Source organism: Paenibacillus xylaniclasticus (assembly GCF_004001065.1).
In the GTDB taxonomy this organism is placed as follows: Bacteria; Bacillota; Bacilli; order Paenibacillales; family Paenibacillaceae; genus Paenibacillus_T; species Paenibacillus_T xylaniclasticus.
The window spans coordinates 383,296-403,757 of the sequence record NZ_BIML01000003.1 but is presented as its reverse complement, the minus strand read 5'-3'; the positions used below and the strand labels follow the sequence as shown (position 1 = coordinate 403,757).

Annotated in this window: 10 protein-coding genes; 9 read left to right on the top strand and 1 reads right to left on the bottom strand. The window is 48.5% G+C overall.

The window, feature by feature from the left end:
* The first annotated feature begins 8 nt into the window (after window positions 1-8).
* The 5 genes from PXY01_RS05410 to PXY01_RS05395 all read left to right on the top strand — a co-directional run bounded on the left by PXY01_RS05410 (window position 9) and on the right by PXY01_RS05395 (window position 13,207).
* Window positions 9-8,270, top strand: coding sequence for a hybrid non-ribosomal peptide synthetase/type I polyketide synthase (locus PXY01_RS05410; protein WP_127568037.1), 8,262 nt, complete (start codon window positions 9-11; stop codon window positions 8,268-8,270).
* A gap of 27 nt (window positions 8,271-8,297) precedes the next feature.
* Window positions 8,298-9,164, top strand: coding sequence for an SDR family NAD(P)-dependent oxidoreductase (locus PXY01_RS05405; RefSeq protein WP_127568035.1), 867 nt, complete (start codon window positions 8,298-8,300; stop codon window positions 9,162-9,164).
* Window positions 9,165-9,222: 58 nt separating this feature from the next.
* Complete coding sequence (locus PXY01_RS22750; protein ID WP_178943796.1) at window positions 9,223-10,176, top strand: acyltransferase domain-containing protein; 954 nt, start codon at window positions 9,223-9,225, stop codon at window positions 10,174-10,176.
* Between the two features lie 33 nt (window positions 10,177-10,209).
* Window positions 10,210-12,522: an ACP S-malonyltransferase gene (gene fabD / locus PXY01_RS05400; protein WP_178943797.1), complete on the top strand. Its 2,313-nt coding sequence runs from the start codon at window positions 10,210-10,212 to the stop codon at window positions 12,520-12,522.
* Between the two features lie 106 nt (window positions 12,523-12,628).
* On the top strand, window positions 12,629-13,207 hold the full coding sequence (locus PXY01_RS05395) for an LURP-one-related family protein (protein ID WP_127568033.1): 579 nt from the start codon (window positions 12,629-12,631) through the stop codon (window positions 13,205-13,207).
* Window positions 13,208-13,282: 75 nt separating this feature from the next.
* Here PXY01_RS05395 and PXY01_RS05390 read toward each other — a convergent pair whose 3' ends face one another.
* Window positions 13,283-14,179 carry a LysR family transcriptional regulator gene (locus PXY01_RS05390; protein ID WP_164744308.1) on the bottom strand — a complete coding sequence of 299 codons (897 nt, stop codon included), beginning with the start codon at window positions 14,177-14,179 and terminating at the stop codon, window positions 13,283-13,285.
* 251 nt (window positions 14,180-14,430) lie between these two features.
* Between PXY01_RS05390 and PXY01_RS05385 the strand changes: the two genes are divergently transcribed.
* From PXY01_RS05385 to PXY01_RS05370, 4 genes are read left to right on the top strand one after another with little or no spacing between them, the layout of a single operon-like run.
* Window positions 14,431-16,497, top strand: a complete 2,067-nt coding sequence (locus tag PXY01_RS05385) for a hydantoinase/oxoprolinase family protein (protein ID WP_164744307.1) — start codon at window positions 14,431-14,433, stop codon at window positions 16,495-16,497.
* Window positions 16,498-16,532: 35 nt separating this feature from the next.
* The gene (locus PXY01_RS05380) at window positions 16,533-17,621 is read left to right on the top strand and encodes a hydantoinase B/oxoprolinase family protein (RefSeq protein WP_127568027.1); all 1,089 of its coding nucleotides are present in this window, start codon (window positions 16,533-16,535) and stop codon (window positions 17,619-17,621) included.
* Window positions 17,622-17,645: 24 nt separating this feature from the next.
* A complete protein-coding gene (locus tag PXY01_RS05375; RefSeq protein ID WP_127568025.1) occupies window positions 17,646-19,427 on the top strand; it encodes a hydantoinase B/oxoprolinase family protein in 1,782 nt (593 codons plus the stop codon).
* Window positions 19,424-20,449 (top strand): ABC transporter permease, encoded by a 1,026-nt coding sequence (locus PXY01_RS05370; protein WP_127568023.1) that lies wholly within the window; start codon window positions 19,424-19,426, stop codon window positions 20,447-20,449. Before PXY01_RS05375 ends, PXY01_RS05370 begins: the two co-directional genes overlap by 4 nt.
* The last annotated feature ends 13 nt before the right edge of the window (window positions 20,450-20,462 follow it).

Sequence of the window (20,462 nt, the reverse complement as noted above, 5' to 3'; positions counted from 1 at the left end):
ATTCAATAATGAAGGATTATCTTCACTATATTCTGAGCGAGGTAAAGAGCGGGCGAATGCGGAAAGAGGATGCCTTTCGTAAGCTACGCCAATGGCAAGCCCAAAGGGCTTCCCAGCCTACATCGCAAAGCGAAGAAGGTAATGGTGAATTCCTTTCGGATTGTTCGGTTCTTATGCTGGAGCCTTGCTGGAAGGAGCAAGCCGACCTTCATAAAGCAGCGACCCCTGAATTTGGTCAGCGTCTGGTCGTGCTTTGCGAGCTGGACGGTATCTCGGAGCGGACGATTGAGGCGCGCCTGAAAGGCGCGCGTTGCATTCAATTGCAAGCCGTTCAAGGAGGGATGGGCGAACGCTTTCAAGCGTACGCCCTCCAGCTGCTTGCGGAAGTGCAGTCTATTCTCAAAGATAACAATAGAGACAGCGTTCTCATCCAGATCGTTGTTTCCTCGCCAAGCGGACAACAGCCATTCGCGGGTCTTCTGGGAATACTGCAGACCGCTGAGAAAGAAAATCCGAAGATTACAGGGCAGCTTATCGAATTGGATTTTGCAGACGTAGAACGGTTAATGGAGAGCCTGGAAGAAAACAGCCGACATCCTAAAGTTAAAAGGGTGCGGTATGAGAATGGCAAACGTTTGGTACTCGGTTGGAACGAGATGAAACCGATCGGCCCAGCTGGGCAATCGCCTTGGAAGCATCGGGGAGTGTATTTGATTACCGGCGGCATGGGAGGCCTAGGGCTCGTTTTTGCTCGAGAAATCGTGCGGCAGGTCAGCGAGGCTGTGATCGTTCTCGTGGGCCGTTCTATGTTAAGCGGAGACAAACAAGCGGTAATAGAAGAGCTGAGGGCGCAGGGGGCGCGCGTGGAATACAGACGGGCTGATGTAGCTAGGACGGAGGAGACTGCAAGACTCGTTCATAGTATTAGAGAGGAGTTCGGCGTTCTGAATGGTATCATTCACAGCGCCGGGGTGATTCAGGATCGGTTTCTTATCAATAAAACGCCAGAAGAATTCGCGGATGTAATAGCTCCTAAGGTTATGGGATTGGTGAACCTGGATGAGATGACGAAGGATCAGGAGCTTGATTTCTTTATTTTGTTCTCCTCTATTGCAGGAGTTATGGGCAATCCTGGTCAAGCCGACTACTCGGCGGCTAATGCTTTCATGGATGCCTATGCCGCATACCGAAACGGTCTGAGTGCATTAAAGCTGCGTAAAGGGCAGACTTTATCTGTCAATTGGCCCCTGTGGAAGGACGGGGGAATGCGTGTCGATGAAGAGACGGAGATCGCTTGGCGAAGCATTGGCATGGTCGCCATGCAGGAGTCAAACGGAATCAAGGCTTTATATGACGCCCTGGCGTCAGGTCAGTCACAAGCGATGGTGATTGAAGGAACCGTGTCCAGGCTGCGAGAGCATTTGCTTTCGGCCACAACGGTTAAACATACGCAGGACGAGGAGTTAGACGACGCACCGGATAATCCGAATCTACTTGCGGCCAACACATTACAACGGCTTAAGCTGCTGTTTGGAGAGGTCACTAAATTAAGTATCGACAAGATCGATGCTAGCGAGCCCTTGGAGAGCTATGGCATCGATTCTATTATGATTACAAGACTTAATCAGAAGCTTCGAGAAATTTTTAACGATATATCCATGACCTTGTTTTATGAATATCAGACTCTTGAAGCGTTGGCGGACTATTTTGTAACGGAATACCCGAAAGAATGTATGCGCTGGACAGGAGGGGAACGCAAGCCGAAGCCGGCAGAGGAGCCTGCACATAGAGCGACACCCTTTTCTGTGAAGAGCGAACCAGCCACCCCGCCCGCACCGGAACGGGAAGAAAAGATCGCACGTAGAAGCGGCACGATCGAAGGAGAAACAGGCAATAGACGCGAGCCTATCGCGATTATTGGGATAAGCGGTAGATATCCGAAGGCGAAAAACATCGAGGAGTATTGGAGTAATCTAGAGAAAGGGGAGGACTGCATAACGGAAATTCCTGCAGACCGTTGGAAGATGGAGCATTTCTACTCTCCTGATATCAAGGAAGCGGTAGAGAAGGGCTGGAGCTATGGGAAATGGGGGGGATTCATCGATGAATTTGCGGATTTCGATCCTCTCTTCTTTAATATTTCCCCCCGGGAAGCGATGAGTATGGACCCGCAGGAACGAATTTTTCTGGAGGAATGCTGGAAGGTCTTCGAAGACGCGGGATATACGAGAGAGCAGCTTGCAGCGAAATATAAGGGGAGAGTCGGAGTCTTTGCTGGAATTACCGGAACGGGATTCAACTTGTACGGACCGGGGCTGTGGAAGCGGGGACAGTCTATTTTCCCGCGCACATCCTTCAGTTCAGTCGCAAACCGAGTATCGTATTTTTTGAATCTGAAAGGGCCGAGCCTGCCGATCGATTCGATGTGCTCTTCCTCGTTGACCGCAATTCATGAGGCCTGCGAGCATATCTATAACGGAGAATGCGAGATGGCCATAGCCGGGGGGGTTAACCTGTATTTACACCCTTCCAGTTACGTTTTTCTGAGCGCGATGAGGATGCTGTCGCCGGACGGACGCTGTAAGAGCTTTGGAGCAGGTGGCAACGGTTTTGTTCCTGGTGAAGGTGCAGGCGTAGTGCTTCTAAAGCCTTTGTCCCGCGCCATTGCGGACAACGACCAAATTTATGCCGTTATCCGGGGAACGAGTATCAATCATGGCGGCAAAACGAACGGCTATACCGTACCTAATCCGGTAGCACAGGGCGAGTTAATTAGAGAGGCATTAGATAAAGCCGGCGTCAATGCTCGAACGGTCAGTTATATCGAAGCCCACGGCACCGGAACGGAGCTCGGCGATCCGATTGAAATTACCGGACTTACCCAAGCGTTCAGGAAAGATACGCAGGATACGAATTATTGTGCCATCGGCTCGGTTAAATCGAACATCGGTCATTTGGAATCGGCCGCTGGGATTGCGGGAATTACCAAAATCATTCTGCAGATGAAGCATCGGAAAATAGTCCCTAGCCTGAATGCTGAGCGGTTGAACCCGAACATTCATTTTGCAAAGACACCGTTTGTCGTTCAGCAGGAGCTTGCCGAGTGGAAGCGTCCGGTAATCGAAGAGAACGGCGAGAGACGGGAATATCCGAGAATCGCCGGGATCTCATCCTTTGGGGCTGGAGGTGCCAATGCTCATCTCATTCTGGAGGAGTTTATTCCTCAGGAGCACGATTGTACCCTGCCTCCTGTCTCTGCTCAAGGTCCGGCTGTCATTGTGCTGTCGGCGAAAAATCATGAGGCGTTGAAAGAGCAGGCAGCTCGACTGGCTTCGTTTCTGGACCAAAACCAATTGGCCGACTGCGAACTCGCGGATATTGCTTACACCTTGCAGAGTGGACGCGAGGCGATGGAAGAGCGTCTAGCTGTCGTCGTGGAATCGGTGAAGGAGCTTGGAGACAAGCTGCGGGCATATGTAATGGGAAGGACCGATATTACGCAGCTTTATCAGGGACGGTCCAGACAGGACAATGAGTCGCCGGGTATAACGGTTCGGGAAGAAGTGTCGGATGCAGCGGTCGAGTTGTGGATAAATATGGAAAATTATGACAAACTGGCCGCACACTGGGTCAGCGGCGTCCATATTGATTGGGACAAGCTTTACGGTGGCGTTAAACCTCGCCGCATTAGTCTGCCTCCATATCCATTTGCTAGGGAACGGTATTGGATAACCGTGGAAGAGGATAAGCCCGTTTCCGGAACGGAACGTCCACTTCATCCGCTTCTGCATCGGAATACTTCTGTGCTATCGGAACAAAGATTTAGTTCAATCTTTGGCGACGGGGAGTTGTATTGGAAAGACGTAACAGCTGACGGGGGGCTGCTTCTTCGGGAAGCGGTCTGCCTTGAAATGGCCCGGGCAGCGATTGAACAGTCGTTGACTGATTTGGAGAAAGGTCAGGCGTCTATCGTGATTAAGGATACGATATGGACTCATGCTCCGGTCCATGGAGAGATGCCGCTGCAAGTCCATATTGGACTATTCTCGCTAGATCAGGGAGAAATTGAATTTCAAATTTATATTTATATGGAAGGTTCCACAGATTCGCTCCTGCTGTGCCGCGGCAGCGCTGAGCTAATGATTCTGAATGAAGCCGAGACGCTTAATATAACGGAATTGCAGGCGGATTGCACTCATCTTGCCATCGCTCGGTTATATGATCGCACAATAGGAGCAGATACGGATTTAAGAAATCAAGTTGTAGAACAAGTACAGATTACAAAAGAGCTGGCGTTGGCCAAGCTGTCGCTGCCTAATGTGGCCAAGACGACCGAGGACCACTTCGTCCTGCATCCTAGCTTAATCGACGCTGCTTTGCAGCTGCCGACATACTTGATGTCGAATACGGTGAACGACTTCCAGCGCCCAGATAAAGCTCCACAAACCACAATGCAGATGACGGCTTTGGAGTCGCTTGAGCTATTCGGGACATGCGCTCCCGAAATGTGGGCAGTAGCCCGGCACAGAGCAGGAGCTATGGCTCAAGGCGAACCGCAGAAGTACGATATTGATTTGTGCGACAAGGAAGGCAGGCTTTGCGTGAGACTAAAAGGGTGTGCCTACGAGGATGAGGATGTTAGTGAGACAGCCACGGGCTGTATGATACTCCAGCCTTTCTGGGACGAGCAGGCTGTTTCGGAAGAGGCGGCAGATATTTTGTACGAATGCCATGTGGTTATGCTTTGCGAAACCGGCCGCATTGCTTCGGAGCATGTCGAGGCAGCCTTACCTGGAGTGGAATGCATTGCTATGCATGCCGATGGGAATGAGATCGAGCGGCGCTATGAATCGTATGCTGTTCAAGTATTCGAGAAGGTGCAAAGTCTCCTGAATGACAAACCTAAAGGCAATGTACTAGTCCAAATCGTAACGACTATCGATCGTGAGGCAATGCTGTTCTCCGGACTGTCTGGCATACTGAATACGGCTAGAAAAGAAAATCCGAGGTTCCATGGGCAGTTGCTTGAAGTAGAGGCAGCGGAAGAGACAAAAGGGCTTGTTCATATTATTAAGCAGAGCAGCCGGCGTCCCGAGGACAAGCGCATCCGGTTTGCGGAAGGTAAGCGCTTGGTTCCCGTATGGGAGGAAATAGAGCTGTCGTCGAAGGAAGTGAGCATGCCATGGAAAGATCGAGGGATTTATCTGATTACCGGCGGCGCCAAGGGCGTAGGATATATTGTTGCAACGGACATTGCCCGTCAGGCGAGAGATGCGGTGTTAATTGTTACAGGACGCTCCCCTTTGAATCGGAATATTGAGGAGAGATTGGAGCAATTAAAGGCGTTGGGGACCCGTGCGGAATATAGAACGGCTGATGTTACGCGGAAGGAAGAGGTAACGGACCTCATTGAACAGATTCGTGCGACGTACGGCGGACTGAACGGCATTCTGCACAGCGCTGGAATCATTAAGGATAACTACATGATTAAGAAGACGACTTGGGAGTTCCGGGAGGTTCTGGCGCCGAAGGTAGCCGGACTGGTACATCTGGACAAGGCGAGCAAGGACATCCCGCTTGATTTCTTCGTCCTCTTCTCCTCGGGTTCGGGAGTGGGCGGTAATGCGGGGCAATCCGATTACGCAGCTGCCAATGCTTTTATGGATGTCTATGCCTCGTACCGCAATTCACTTGTATCCGATAATCGGCGCAGCGGTAAAACGTTGTCCATTAACTGGCCGTTATGGAAGGACGGCGGCATGCGTCTCGATTCTCACACGGAGGCTGCAATGAGGCAAGCCGGTATGTACGCGATGAAGTCAGAGACGGGTATTAGAGCCTTGTATCAGTGCATAAGCCTAATTCCCGATCAGGCGATGGTGGTAGAAGGGGATATCGAGGCAATCCGCCGGATGATGGGTTTGGAGGGACAGATCCGAGAAGGCGCCGATACGGTTAGAGGACAGGCCCGTGGAACGGAAGCTACCGGTATGAAATCAGTCACCTTCGACAACGATGCTGTGCTGCGTGAGAAAACGGCTAATTATCTGAAAGAGCTGCTCTCTTCCTCAACTGGGCTGCCTGCGTACCGGATCGAGGAGGACACGCCGCTTGAAAACTACGGGGTTGACTCCATAAAATCGATGGAAATAAACGATCAACTAGAAAAAACGTTCGGTTCGCTGTCGAGAACTGTTCTATTCGAATATCCGAATGTCCGAAGCTTAACGGAATATTTCCTGGAAACGTATCGCGAACGGCTGGTCGAATGGTTCGGACTTGAGCAGGAGGTCATTGTATCATCCAGCATAGAAGCTGGTAAGCCCGTTAAGCCTGTTCAATGGGCTGCTCATCGAACATTGCGTCCCCGTTATACTCCAACGCGAGTTGAGTCTCAAGAAGATAAGCGGCAAGAGCAAGGAATGATGGATATTGCAGTCATCGGAGTAGCCGGAAAATATCCAGGAGCGGACAATATAGAGCAGTTCTGGAGAAATCTCCAGGAGGGCAAGGATTGCATTACCGAAATTCCGCGCGACCGCTGGGACCATGCGGTTTATTATGACAAGGAGAGGAATAAGCCGGGCAAAACCTACTGCAAATGGGGCGGTTTCATGGATCGGATCGATCCGTTGGATCCGGCCTATTTTCATCTTACACCTTATGAAGTAAGTTTAATGGACCCGATGGAGCAGTTATTTGTGCAGGTGATCTGGAATTTGCTTGAAAGCGCGGGATATACGAGAGAGACGCTGCAGAAGAAGCACGAGTCCAAGGTTGGCGTCTATATAGGCGCTACGTATCATAAATACTGCTCTTGTGATGCTGGCATGAATGGCGAGGCAACCAATCGGGTCAGTCACTTCGGATCGGTTGCAGTCGCAAACCCAATTTCGCATTATTTTAATTTCCAGGGTCCGAGCATATCGATCGACACGATGAGCTCCTCCTCTGCCGTAGCGGTTCATATGGCATGCGAAAGCCTGAGAAGGGGTGAATGTCAACTGGCCGTTGCTGGCGGAGGAAATCTGCTGGAAAGTCCGAAAAAATTTATTGAATCAAGTCAGAATCAGCTGATTGGAAGTCATGAGGGCAGCAGAAGCTTTGCGGATGGAGACGGATTCCTTCCGGCGGAAGGAGCCGGGGCAGTACTGTTAAAGCCGCTCCGCAAGGCTGTTCAGGACGGAGACTGCATCTTGGCTGTCATCAAGTCCTCGGCTACCAACCATGGTGGAAATAGCCAAGGCTTTACGACTCCTAATCTAAACGCGCAGGCACAGTTAATTGAAGACAATTTTGCGAAAGTTGGCATTGACCCGCGGACAGTGAGCTATGTAGAGGCTGCGGCTAACGGCTCTTCTCTTGGAGATTCGATTGAAATTGCCGCTTTGAGCAAAGCATTCCGGAAATTTACGAATGAGCAGCAATATTGTGCGATCGGCTCGGTCAAATCGAATATCGGTCATGCAGAAGCGGCTTCAGGTATTTCGCAGCTCACCAAAGTCATTTTGCAATTATGGCATCGCAAGCTGGTTCCGCATATTAAAGCGGATAAATTAAATCCAAACATCAATTTCAGCAGCACTCCGTTTTATTTGCAGCGCGAGCTTCAAGAGTGGAAACGGCCTGTTATTGAGCTTCAAGGCGAAGCTCAGGAAGCTCCGCTGCGGGCGACAGTAAGCTCATTCGGAGTGGGAGGCTCTAATGTTCATTTCATTCTAGAAGAGTACCTCCCGCCGTATGAAGAATCCGCACCAATAGAGACTAATAAGGCTGAAATCGTGGTCTTATCGGACAATAGCAAGGAACGATTACTTGTTGCCGCGAATCAATTGCACCACCATCTAGAGCAGCATCCTGCTATTTCCTTGCAAGAGCTTGCCTATACGCTTCAGACTGGTCGCGAAGCGATGAAATGGCGCGTGGCAATGGTCGTAAGCTCGCGGGAGGAGCTGCTTGCCGCTCTTAGGGAGTTTGTCGTATCGACCGGTAAAGAGAATGGGGCTGATCGGGAAGGGACGTCTATTCCATTATTTACAGGAGAATGCGGAGAAGACGCAAGTATGGGAGGCCTTCTATCAGGAAAAGTAGGCGAGACCGTCTCTCAAATGCTAGTAGAGGAGAATAACTTGGAGAAAATCGCTTTGTATTGGATTCAGGGAGGAAAGATTTCATGGGAAGCGCTCCATGGGAACAAGAATGTCCGCCGCGTTTCGTTGCCGACCTCAACCTTTGGCACAAAAGCTGTAGAAATGGAAGCTATGAAATAACAATATGAGCGAATCTAGGAGGGGAATATGAAGGAATTTAAAGAGAAGGTAGCTGTCGTTACCGGAGCAGCAAGCGGTATTGGCCGTGCTATTGCAAACCGCTGCGCCAATGAGGGGATGAAGGTTGTTCTGGCCGATATTGAGGAGCAGGCGCTCAATAAGGCAGCAAATGAATTGAAAGCAATGGGGGCTGCAACGCTATCCGTTGTGACAGATGTTTCGAAGCATACTGATATTCGTTCATTAGCGGAACAAACGATTCAGACGTTCGGGGCTGTACATCTCCTGTTCAACAATGCAGGGGTCGATGCTGGTACAGGTCGTTTGTTATGGGAGAACGTGGTAGAGGATTGGGAGTGGGTCATCAACGTTAACATGTGGGGACTGCTCTATGCCATTGAAGCTTTTGTTCCGATCATGCTGCAGCAGAAGTCGGAAGGCCATATTGTCAACACGGCATCCATTGCAGGTCTGTTGTCCGGCCCTGGCAACGGAATATATAGCGCAACGAAGCATGCTGTGTTAAGCCTTTCTGAAACGCTGTACCAAGAGCTTCGGCTGACAGGCTCCAATATCGGCGTTTCGGTCGTCTGCCCAGGATTCGTACGCACTCGGATCATGGATGCGGAGCGGAACCGCCCGGCAGGGCTGCACAATCCGCCCCCGCTTTCTCCTGACAGGAATGCTATCGTTCAATTGGCACGTAAGGCTGTCGAGAATGGATTATATCCGGAGGATGTGGCAGATCAGATTTTTGAAGGGATTATAAGCGGACAGCTCTACATTATAACAGAACCAAAATTCAAGCCTGCCATAAGACAGCATATGGAGAACGTGCTGAACGAAAGCAATCCTACTCCTTCCCAAATGCAAATGGTACGCAATTTGCTGTAAAATGTCTGATTTACAAAGAATAAACCGTATCGAAGCAATATATAGTGGCGGGGGAACAATGAACAAGACTATCGTTTTTATGTATTCGGGTCAGGGCTCGCAGTATTATGGCATGGGAAAAGAATTGTATACGACGAATGCTGTGTTCCGGAAATGGATGAACAGATTGGATGAAATACATGCGGATCTGACGGGAAAATCAGTGCTAAACGTATTGTACGATGACACTAAGAAGAGCGTTGAGCCGTTTGACAGCTTATTGTACACCCATCCAGCCATTTTCATGGTGGAGTATGCTCTAACCCAGGTGTTATTGGAAAACGGTCTATTTCCCGACATCGTTCTGGGAACCAGCTTGGGCGAGTGCGCATCAATCGCTGCAGCTGGCTGTTTGAGTGATGAAGATACCATCCGATGCATTGTCAAGCAAGCACAATTGGTGGAAGCAAGCTGTCAGAGAGGGGGAATGCTGGCCGTCATAGGCGACTCCACTCTTTATAACTCCGAGTTGCTGCTACATAGCAACTCGGAGTTGGTCTCTGTTAACTATGACTCGCATTTTATCGTTTCAGGCAGTTGCGAACAGCTTGAAATAATAGAAGAGGTATTGAAAGCCAAAGAAGTCATATGCCAGCGATTGCCAGTCCAGTTTGCTTTTCATTCACCTCGCATCGATCCTATCGCTTTGGAATATACAGACTTTTTAAAGCAAATGTTTATCAAACGACCAACAATTAATATTATTTCATCTGCGTATGGGGGGCATGTGACGACGATTGACAACGGTTTTCTATGGGACGTCGTCCGCAATCCGATTCATTTTCGGCGCGCACTCAACGTTATAGGAGACGGGGAAGAGAGGATATACATTGATCTTGGCCCTATGGGTACGCTATCTAATTTTGTGAAATACAATTTTGGCGCAGACAGACGGGCACAGCTTTATTCCGTTATGACACCGTATAAACGTGATCTGCAAAATTTACAGAATCTATTATGCATATCCCAATAAACTCCTTTATCAACAAGAAGAGAGGGAAGATTGATGATCGCATATCTGTTTCCTGGACAAGGGTCTCAGATCAAAGGCATGGGGGAAGGACTTTTTGATGACTTTAAAGAGTTGGTTACAAAAGCTGATAACATTCTTGGTTATTCCATTGAGGAGCTGTGCCTTGAGGATCCTAACGACCAACTTCAGCAAACGGATTATACCCAACCGGCTTTATATGTTGTAAATGCATTAAGCTATCTGAAAATCTTGAAGGAGACTGGAAGAAAGCCCGATTATGTTGCCGGACATAGCTTGGGAGAATATAATGCTCTCCTCGCCGCAGGAGCATTTGATTTTGAAACCGGGTTGAAGCTGGTTGTCAAAAGAGGCGAGCTGATGGGAAGGGCCTCCGGCGGTGGAATGGCGGCGGTTATTGGCTTGAATGAAGAAACATGTACAGAAATTATTAAGCATCATAAGCTATCGGAGATTGATGTGGCCAACCTTAACTCCCCTCAACAGATTGTTATCTCAGGGCCGAAGCACCGGATTGAGCAAGCTAAAGCTATTTTTGAGGATGCGGGAGCCAGAGCTTATGTAATTTTGAAAGTAAGCGGAGCGTTTCATTCAAGGTATATGGAGTATGCCAGGGAGCGTTTCGAGGCTTATGCAGCGCAATTTGAGTTCTCGAAAATCGAGATACCTGTTATCTCTAATGTCTATGCTAGACCATATAAGTATAAAGATTTGCGGAATACGTTGGTCAATCAAATCGTAAGCCCGGTCAAGTGGTCGGAAAGTATAAGATATTTAATGGGCAAAAACGTAAGTCAATTTATTCAGGTAGGACCTGGTAACGTATTATCTGCACTGGTTAAAACAATTCAGCGAGAAGCAGAGCCGCTGCGGGTGACAGACGAAGATGAGGATGACGGGCAGAATCAAGATGCAGATCAAGTTAATGGTGAGGAGGATTCTGAACCAATGCGGGGACTTGTATTAGCGTCTTCGCCCTCTAACAAACCGATTACCGCTGAGTCTCTTGGCAACCAAGAGTTTAAAGAACGTTATGGATTAAAATACGCCTATCTTACAGGCTCTATGTATAAGGGGATTTCTTCTAAGCAGATGGTCGTTAAAGTAGGGAAGGCAGGAATGATGGGATTCTTCGGGGCTGGGGGGATGAAGCTAGAAGCTTTGGAGGATGCGATTCACTATATTCAGAATGAATTGAACAGCGGAGAGGCTTACGGGATGAATCTGATCCATGTGCCAGATCACCCTGATATTGAAGATCGCGTGGTCGATTTGTACCTCAAGCACAGGGTAAGAAATATTGAAGCGTCAGCATTTATGAGTATTACGCCTTCCTTAATAAGGTACAGGCTGAATGGCTTGAAACGGGACAGTCAGGGGGGAGTAGTACCTAAGAATAGGATTTTGGCAAAAGTATCCCGGCCCGAGGTTTTTGAAGCATTCTTAAGTCCCGCTCCTCAGAATATCGTGGATAAATTGCTGGCGGACAACAAGATTACGAGGGATGAAGCTTTAATGGCGATGGAAATTCCTATGGCGGACGACCTATGCGTTGAAGCGGATTCAGGCGGACATACCGACAAAGCGGTTGCGTACGTATTAGTGCCGCTTGCACTTAAGATGAGAGATGAAGCGATGGCCCAATATAAGTACCACAGAAGCATAAGTGTGGGAGCAGCCGGTGGAATAGGGACTCCGCAGGCAGCCGCTTCAGCGTTCATGTTGGGGGCGGATTTCATCATGACAGGCTCCATTAATCAGTGCACCGTTGAAGCGGGAACAAGCGATGAGGTCAAGGATTTGCTCCAGCAGTTAAACATACAGGATACAGAATATGCACCGGCAGGAGATATGTTCGAATTGGGAGCCCAGATTCAAGTGATGAAAAAAGGAGTCTTCTTCCCGGCTAGAGCGAATAAGCTTTATGATCTTTACCGCCATTACAATTCAATCGATGAGATCGATTACGAAACCAAGAAGTATATCGAAGAAAAGTTTTTTAAGAAAAGCATGGAAGATGTATATGAGGACATTAAATCTTATTATCCTGCTGAAAGGATCGAAAAAGCGGAAAAAAACCCGAAACGTAAAATGGCGCTCATATTTAAATGGTACTTTGCATACTCGACCAGGCTTGCTCTGAATGGAGACAAACACAATAAGGTGGATTATCAAGTTCACTGCGGTCCGGCTCTAGGCGCTTTTAACCAGTGGGTTAAAGGTACAGCTCTAGAAAATTGGAGAAACAGGCATGTCGATGAAATAGGCATAAAAATAATGGTTGAAACGGCACAGCATTTGAATGATAGATATTCAAAATTACGTTAAGGTCCCCCTCTTTCGATTCTGACTCACAGATGGAATTTACTGAGGAAGGATTCTCCACCTTGCTGTCGAATTTTATCAATATGATTAAAGTCGCAGGAGGTTGTCCATGAATCCAAAATTTACCCATACGCAATACCTCGTCAGGAAACAAATTTTGTCGCTTGCGGGGGCAAAGATAGATATTTTTGACAGCAGCGGTCAGCCGGTATTATTTTCGAAAATGAAAGCGTTCAAACTGAAAGAAGATATTCGGCTGTTTGCCGATGATTCGATGCAGGAGGAGCTCATCTCTATTCAGGCGCGCAGCGTCATTGATTTCGCCGCTACCTATGACGTCGTTGATTCGACCACGGGCGAGAGGATTGGCTCTCTTCGCCGCAAAGGTATGAAGTCGATGCTGAAGGATGAGTGGGTCATCATGGATCGCTACGAGACAGAGATCGGGCTTATTAAAGAGGATAGCCCGCTCATGGCGCTGCTTAGAAGATTCCTGACCAATCTGATTCCGCAAAAGTTCCATGTCGAGATCCGAGGGGAACAGGTTGCGCTGTTTAAGCAGGATTGGAATCCGCTGGTCGGCAAATTGAATCTGGACTTCTCGCTCGACAAGGGTAACCAGCTGGACCGCCGGTTAGGGCTAGCTGCTGCAGTGCTGCTCGTTGTCATTGAAGGACAGCAAGGCTAATGGAAAGACGACAAGCCGGAGTCCGCTTAACTGCGGGGCTCCGGCTTTTTTTTTTTGGATATACTGTATCATCTCCTATTCTGCATCCCCGCTCCACAAATCAATAATGCTCTTGATGTATGGTTCCGCTTGAAGCATTTCTGCTCCTTGCTTGAATACGAGATAAGTTGGGCGCAAAGGAAACGGGTCCTCCTCAAGCCGGTGTACGGCTAATTGTTTATTATTGACCTCTTGCGCTACACAAGAGCCCTCCAGAAAGCTGATTCCGGCTCCTTTCATAATGAGATGTTTAATTAACTCGATATCGTCCGTTTCGTAGCGGATTTTGTAAGGCACAGGATATTTATTAATCGTTTTCTGTAGAAACTCTCTTGATTGCGAGCCTTCAGTAGGCATAATTAATGGCTCTTCCAGCACGTCGTGAATCGATAGACGTTTTTTTTGGGCGAAGGGATGATTGTGACTGGTAACAACATAGACCGGTTCTTGATCTAGCAAACGAAATTCCAGCTCCGAATGTTCAAAGGAATAGCGGGCGAATGAAAAATGATACCTTTCCTCAATGAGCCCAGCTATTGCTTTTCGGGTTGATATCGCGTGCAATGAGACCTCAACGTCTGAATAATGCTTGAGAAAAATATTCATAATTCTCGGTACCAAATAGGCACTGTATGTACGTGTACATGCGATGTTTAATTTATTGATTTTTTTATTTTTGTAAGAAGTTAATTCTACAATTCCGTTGGCCATGGAATCCAATACCGTCTTGGCGTGTTTTAAAAAAATTTTCCCCTCTGGCGTTAACTTCAGCTCTTTCCTGCTTCGTATGAGCAAAACCGCACCGAGCTCCTCTTCTAGTTGGTTGATCCGGTGAGTAATGGTTGGCTGCGATAAAAAAAGTTCCCCTGAAGCTTTGTGATAGCTGCCATGATTACATACAACGATAAACGTTTGTAATTGATCGAAATTCAAGGGGCACCTCCAAAAATATACAGTATGGTATTGTGTAATGTAATTGTAACTATATTTCTCTTTGTGTAAATAAGTATAACATGAACATGACAATTACTTTGATAGAAATTCATTAACTTTTGATTAATATTAAGAATTTTACAATACGATAATCTTGTATTAGGATTCTAGGTGACAGCAACGACAGGTTTATGGGAAGTTGTTGTCAGACTATATGACGTATTATGTTACATTTAGAGGAGGAAACGCGGATGCATGCAGTTGGAGTGGATGTCGGAGGAACTTTCACAGATTTTGTCGCAATTGATGCTGCAGGGAAAATTTTTACGGCAAAAGTGCCGAGTACCCCGCACGATCAATCCGAAGCGGTTGTCGAAGGATTGGGAAGGCTTGCTGAGCAAATGTCGACCGATGTGGAGCAGTTTATGTCGGAATGCGAGTACCTTGTTCATGGTACAACCGTTGCTACCAACATCATGCTCGAAATGAATGGAGCAAATACGGGGATTCTGACGACGAAGGGATTCCGTGACATCTTGGATTTACGGAGGAACTATAAGGAGGCGGCATTTGACCTGCGCCTTCAGCCGCCGTATCCAATCGTGCCGCGCCGTAAGCGGATGGCGGTAAGCGAAAGAATCGATTATGCGGGCAATATTGTTGAACCGCTGAACGAGGACGATGTACGCAGCAGCGTGGAATCGCTATTGAAGCAAGAAGTAGAAAGTATCGTCGTATGTTATCTGTTCTCGTTCCTGAATCCTGTCCATGAAATACGAACGCGAGAAATCATTAAGGAAATGGCTCCGAATTTGCATATCTCGCTTTCTCATGAAATTTTGCCGCGTGTTCGCGAATTTGAGCGGCTGAGTACGACGGTTGTCGATGCGTACGTTACGCCGAAGCTGTCACGTTACTTAATGAACTTGAAAACAAGGCTGGAATCGAAAAACTTCAACGGCGATATTTTCATCATGTCTGCTAACGGCGGGATGCTTCCCATCGAGCAAGCGGCCAAGAGCGGTGTCAATCTCGTACTCTCAGGCCCTGCGGGCGGCGTAGTTGCAGGTGCTCAAATCGGATTGAATTCCGGTAACGGCAATGTCATTACGGTTGACATGGGCGGTACGAGCTACGACGTGTGCCTTATTAAGAACGGACTGCCGACGGTAAGTACAGAAGCATGGATGAATCGTTACCGTATTGCGGTTCCGACACTCGATATTCATACGATCGGTGCAGGCGGCGGCAGTATCGCTTCTGTCGACGAGGCGGGCAGACTGACTGTCGGACCAGCAAGTGCTGGCGCCGTACCTGGACCTGCATGCTTCGGCCGAGGCGGCAAACTGCCAACGGTTACGGATGCTAACTTGTATCTCGGCTTGCTCGATGCTAACTCGTTCCTGGGCGGCAAGATGAAGCTGGATTACGAGGCTGCTGCCAAAGCGATTGAAGAGCACGTCGCTAAGCCAATGGGAATTTCTACTGTAGAAGCGGCGAACGGAATATTCCGCGTCGTCAACAACAGCATGAATAACGGGATCCGGAAGGTTTCGATTTCACAAGGCTATGATCCACGGGATTTCGACTTGATTGCTTTTGGCGGCGCCGGCGCCATTCATGCAGCTCGCCAAGCAACAGAGCTTGGAATGAAGCGAGTATTAGTTCCGAAGGGCAACGCATCCGTATTGTGCGCAATGGGCGATGTCATGTCTGACGTCTTGATCTCCAAGACGCGGGGATATTTCTCGCGCAGCTCCATGGTTAATTTGGAACAGGTCAATCGCTTAATTCAGGACGCTATTGCAGAAGGAAGTAAGGAGATTGACGGAATCCGTTCGCTGGGTGAAGTGAAGGTAGTCGTGAAGTTTGAAATGCACTATGCCGGACAAACGCATGAAATTGTCGTAGAGGGAGATACGACTGCTGAAGGTTATCTGAAGGAAGAGGGCATGCAAAATACGATTCAAAGATTCCATGACATGCACAAGCAGCTGTATTCCTTCAACAAACCGGAAGAAGAAACGGAGATTTTAGGTATTCAAGTCGACCTGTGGGGCATTCGTTCCAAACTGAATGTGAAGACAGATGCGGTTTCTGATAACGATACATCGAGAATTGTGAAGGGTACGCGGAAAGTATTTTACGAGGAGTATAACGGCTTCGTAGACACGCCAGTTTACGATGGTGAGCGTATGGTGACAGGAGATCGTATCGAAGGTCCGGCTATTATTGAAGAGCCGCATACGACGATTGTCGTCATCCCTGGCAGCTACGTGGTTGTATCTCCAGAGCAAATGTATGAAATGATTTTGTAATTGACCTTCATAAAACAGGAAAGAGGTGCGTTGTAATGTTAGGTTCCATGTTAACAGCAACTGATTCCGGCGAGAAATTGAAGCAAAGCTTTGCTGCTTATTATAACGAGTTTTATAAAAATCTATCATGCAGACAGATGGTCGATCCGAATCATGTATTCGTCGCTGCGACGGATTTAGAAGGTAACCTTATTTACAGCACCAGCATGAAAAATATCTACAACATTCAAAGCTATGTTGAGACCGTAATTAAGCAGTTTCCGGCTTTGAAATCAGGCGACACGGTCGTTACCAACGATCCGTACTCCGGTACGATGCACCTGAAGGATCACTATATGGCCAGCCCGTTCTTCAGTGCCGGCGCGTTGGCAGGTTATATCGTAATCGGATCGCAGTTGGCAGATGTAGGCGGAATGGTATTAGGAAACTATTACCCTTACTCGAAGGATTTGTTTCAAGAGGGTGTCCGTACGACCCCGCTGCGGGTTTCGCGTTCGGGACAGATCGACAGAGATGTGATCGAGCTGCAAAAGCTGAACAGCCGTCTGGCGCTGCTCTTGGAGAACGATCTGAAATTAATGGTTCGCATCAGCCTCGATCTGGCGAAAGTGATGGAAAGCTATTACACGCCGACGATCGCCAAAGAGTGGACGTCAGAATCGGATGCATCCATTGCGAAGCTGCTTGGCCAAATTACAGAGCCATCCGGAACGATAACTAAGACGATTAAAAACATTTGCGGAGAAGAGGTAGAAATTAGCTTGTCTGCTGAGATCAGTGGAGATAAGCTCACAGTCCGCTTCCTGCCTGCAGATGAGATTTCGGTCGGTTTCATTCATTCAACGTATGCTACGACTTGTTCGGCTGTTGCGTCAGCGCTCATTCAAATGACGGATTGTATTCCTAATGCAGGGGTAGTGAAGCATCTGTCGGTAGAGGTTGAGGAGAATACGCTGCTGAATTGCAGCTTCCTTAAGCCTGTCGGCTGGTCCCCTTACAGCCCATTCGAAGAAATTAAGGAAGCAATGATGGAGTATTTTACTAGATTTTCGGTTCCGCAGAAACGGATTTATTCCAAGTCGTACCGTCCAGCAGTGGTCATGCCCGGCATCAACATTCTATAAGTACACGAAAGGTGGAAGGTATGTATGCTAACAACAGTGAACAAATTGGATCCTATCACAGCTCAAGTTATACGTGATTCATTCGAATCGATCTCATCGGAGATTAGCCGTGTCGTAGAACGGACGGCTGTCCATCCACTGTTCCAAGAGGTTCATGACTATAGTACCGGGGTTTTCTATTACGACGGTAAAGAAGTCAGCATGATCGCAAGGGCCACGGCCATACCGGTTCACATCTTCGCATCGATTACATCGGTAGAAGCGTTGATTAAAGAGTTCGGCAGCGACATCCATGAGGGTGACGTGTTTCTAGTCAATGACCCTTATTACGGAGGAACGCATGCTGCAGACTGGACGATGATGAAGCCGGTTATGCTCGATAACAACCGGATGATCTTCCCTTCGGTGCGCGCCCATATGTCCGATTTCGGCGGTGTAGAGCCAGGCGGTTACAATCCGTCCGCAACCGACGTATGGCAGGAGGGCTTCCGGATTCCGCCTATCCGTCTCTACGAGAAAGGCGTTATCCGTCAAGATATGTGGGACATCGTGACGAACAACTCGCGTTTGTCCGAGGTGCTCAAGGGCGATCTCCTCGCCATTCTCGGCGGTTGTAATATCGGCGCGCTGCGCACGAAGCAGCTCGTGGAGAAATATGGAGTCGATACGATCGTCGATGCGATCGATTATTCGATGGAATATGCAGCGAAACGTCTAAGATCCGAGATTAGCAAATGGCCGGATGGCGTTTATGTAGGCGAGCGGCTCCTTGACCACGATTCGGCCAAAAACTACGACATTAAAGTGAAAGCAACCGTTACGGTACAAGGCGAGACGATCGCAGTAGATTTTACCGGAACGGACAACCAAGTGCCGGGGTATATTAACAGCCCGATGGGCAATACCGCTTCCTACGTTTACATGGCGTTATGCGGTATGTTCCCAGAGGATATGCCCGTTAACTCCGGTATGTTCCGTCAGGTGAAAATTTACGCGCCGGAAGGAACAGTCGTCAACCCGTTGGAGCCGGCTCCAGTTATGTTCTCTACCGTGACGATCGGCGGCGACATTGGCGAAGCGGTAATGAACGCATTGGCGAAGATTGCGCCAGAGAGAGCAGGACAGATCGGTCAAGGGTACTGTCTATCGACGACGTATGGTACGGACAGCCGTTACAACGACGAGATGTACTTCACGATCGAATACGGTAACACCATCGCTGCTGACTCGGCCTCTTACGGCAAAGACGGCTGGGGCGGCTGGAGCGCGCCAATGTGTAGCTTGATTCTAGCAACGATAGAGACGCAAGAGCTGCAGTTCCCATTCCTGTACCGTCAGTATGAATATGCGAATGATTCGGTCGGCCACGGCCAGTGGAGAGGTGTACCGTCCTTCCAAATGAAGCGGCAGGTGTATGGTGACCGTCCATCATTCGTCAACATTACGACGGTCGGCAACCGCTATCCGCTGCAAGGCTTTGCAGGCGGTCACTCCGGCGCAAGAAGCTACGCGATTCTGCGTTACGGCACTGATGAAGAGCAAATCGTTAAGGAATCTGCGACTGCCTTCATGCTGGAGCCTAATGAGGTGTTGTTCACCTTCAAAGGGGGCGGCGGAGGCTGGGGCAGCCCGTACGACCGCGATATTGAGAGCGTGCTAGGGGATGTAATGGATGGGTATGTTTCTGTGCAAACGGCTAAGGAAATATATGGTGTAGTTATTACGGAACAACAGGGGGCTTATTCGGTTGATCATGAGGCAACGGCTTCGCTTAGGCAGCAACAAGCGGAGTTGAGCCTGTCATGAACTTCGCAGCCTTTTCACTAAAGCGACTTGGCTATTTTCTCCCTCAATTAATTGGTGTTATTATCGTCGCATTTCTGGTCATCCGGCTCACGCCGGGTGATCCGATTTTGCGCATTACCGGCGGGATGGCATCTGAAGGCGAAATGGAGAAAATGCGTGAACGGATGGGGCTTGACGGCAGTCTGCTGGATCAACTGATTCATTATTTTAAACAGCTGTTCCATGGCGACATGGGCGTATCCTGGTTTACGAGCCAGCAGGTGACGAGCGATTTGTTCCAGCGGTTTCCGGCAACGCTTGAGTTAATTACGATCAGCCTTATCTTATCGCTGCTGCTGTCGATTGTCATTTCCTTTATCGCTGCATTCGGACCAAACACGTTCATCGGGAAGCTGACGAATCGAATTGTGAAGGGCTACAGCTTTCTTGCCGGAGCCGTACCGGATTTCTGGATTGGGATCTTGCTCATTCTGCTATTCTACAGCACGCTCGGAATCGCGCCTAACCCGATGGGGCGGTACGACCTGACTCTTGCTTCGCCGCCTTCGGTTACCGGTTTTCTGACGATTGATTCTATCATTTCCGGCCGATTCGATGTACTGATGTCGTACCTTTCTCATTTAATGCTGCCTGTGGCGACGCTCGTGTTCGTATACAGCGGCAACATTTTGAAGATTACAACGGTTAGCATCGGGGAAGCATTAAGCTCTCCATACATGAAATACGCGCGTTCCTTCGGTGTCGGCAAAGCTTCTATTATCCGATATGCCCTAAAAAATGCGCTTCCTTCCATCATTACAATTTCAGGTATTACGTATACGTATTTGCTCGGAGGTGCGGTGTTGATCGAATCTATCTTCGGCTGGGGAGGGATGGGAGAATATGCAATCCAATCCGCGGTAAATACCGATTTCCCGGCGATGCAAGGATTCATTCTTCTGTCTGCTGCATTCTCGCTGTTCGTATACTTACTAGTCGACCTTCTTTATTTCATTATTAATCCTCGAATGCGTTACGAGTAGAGGGAGTGAAGAA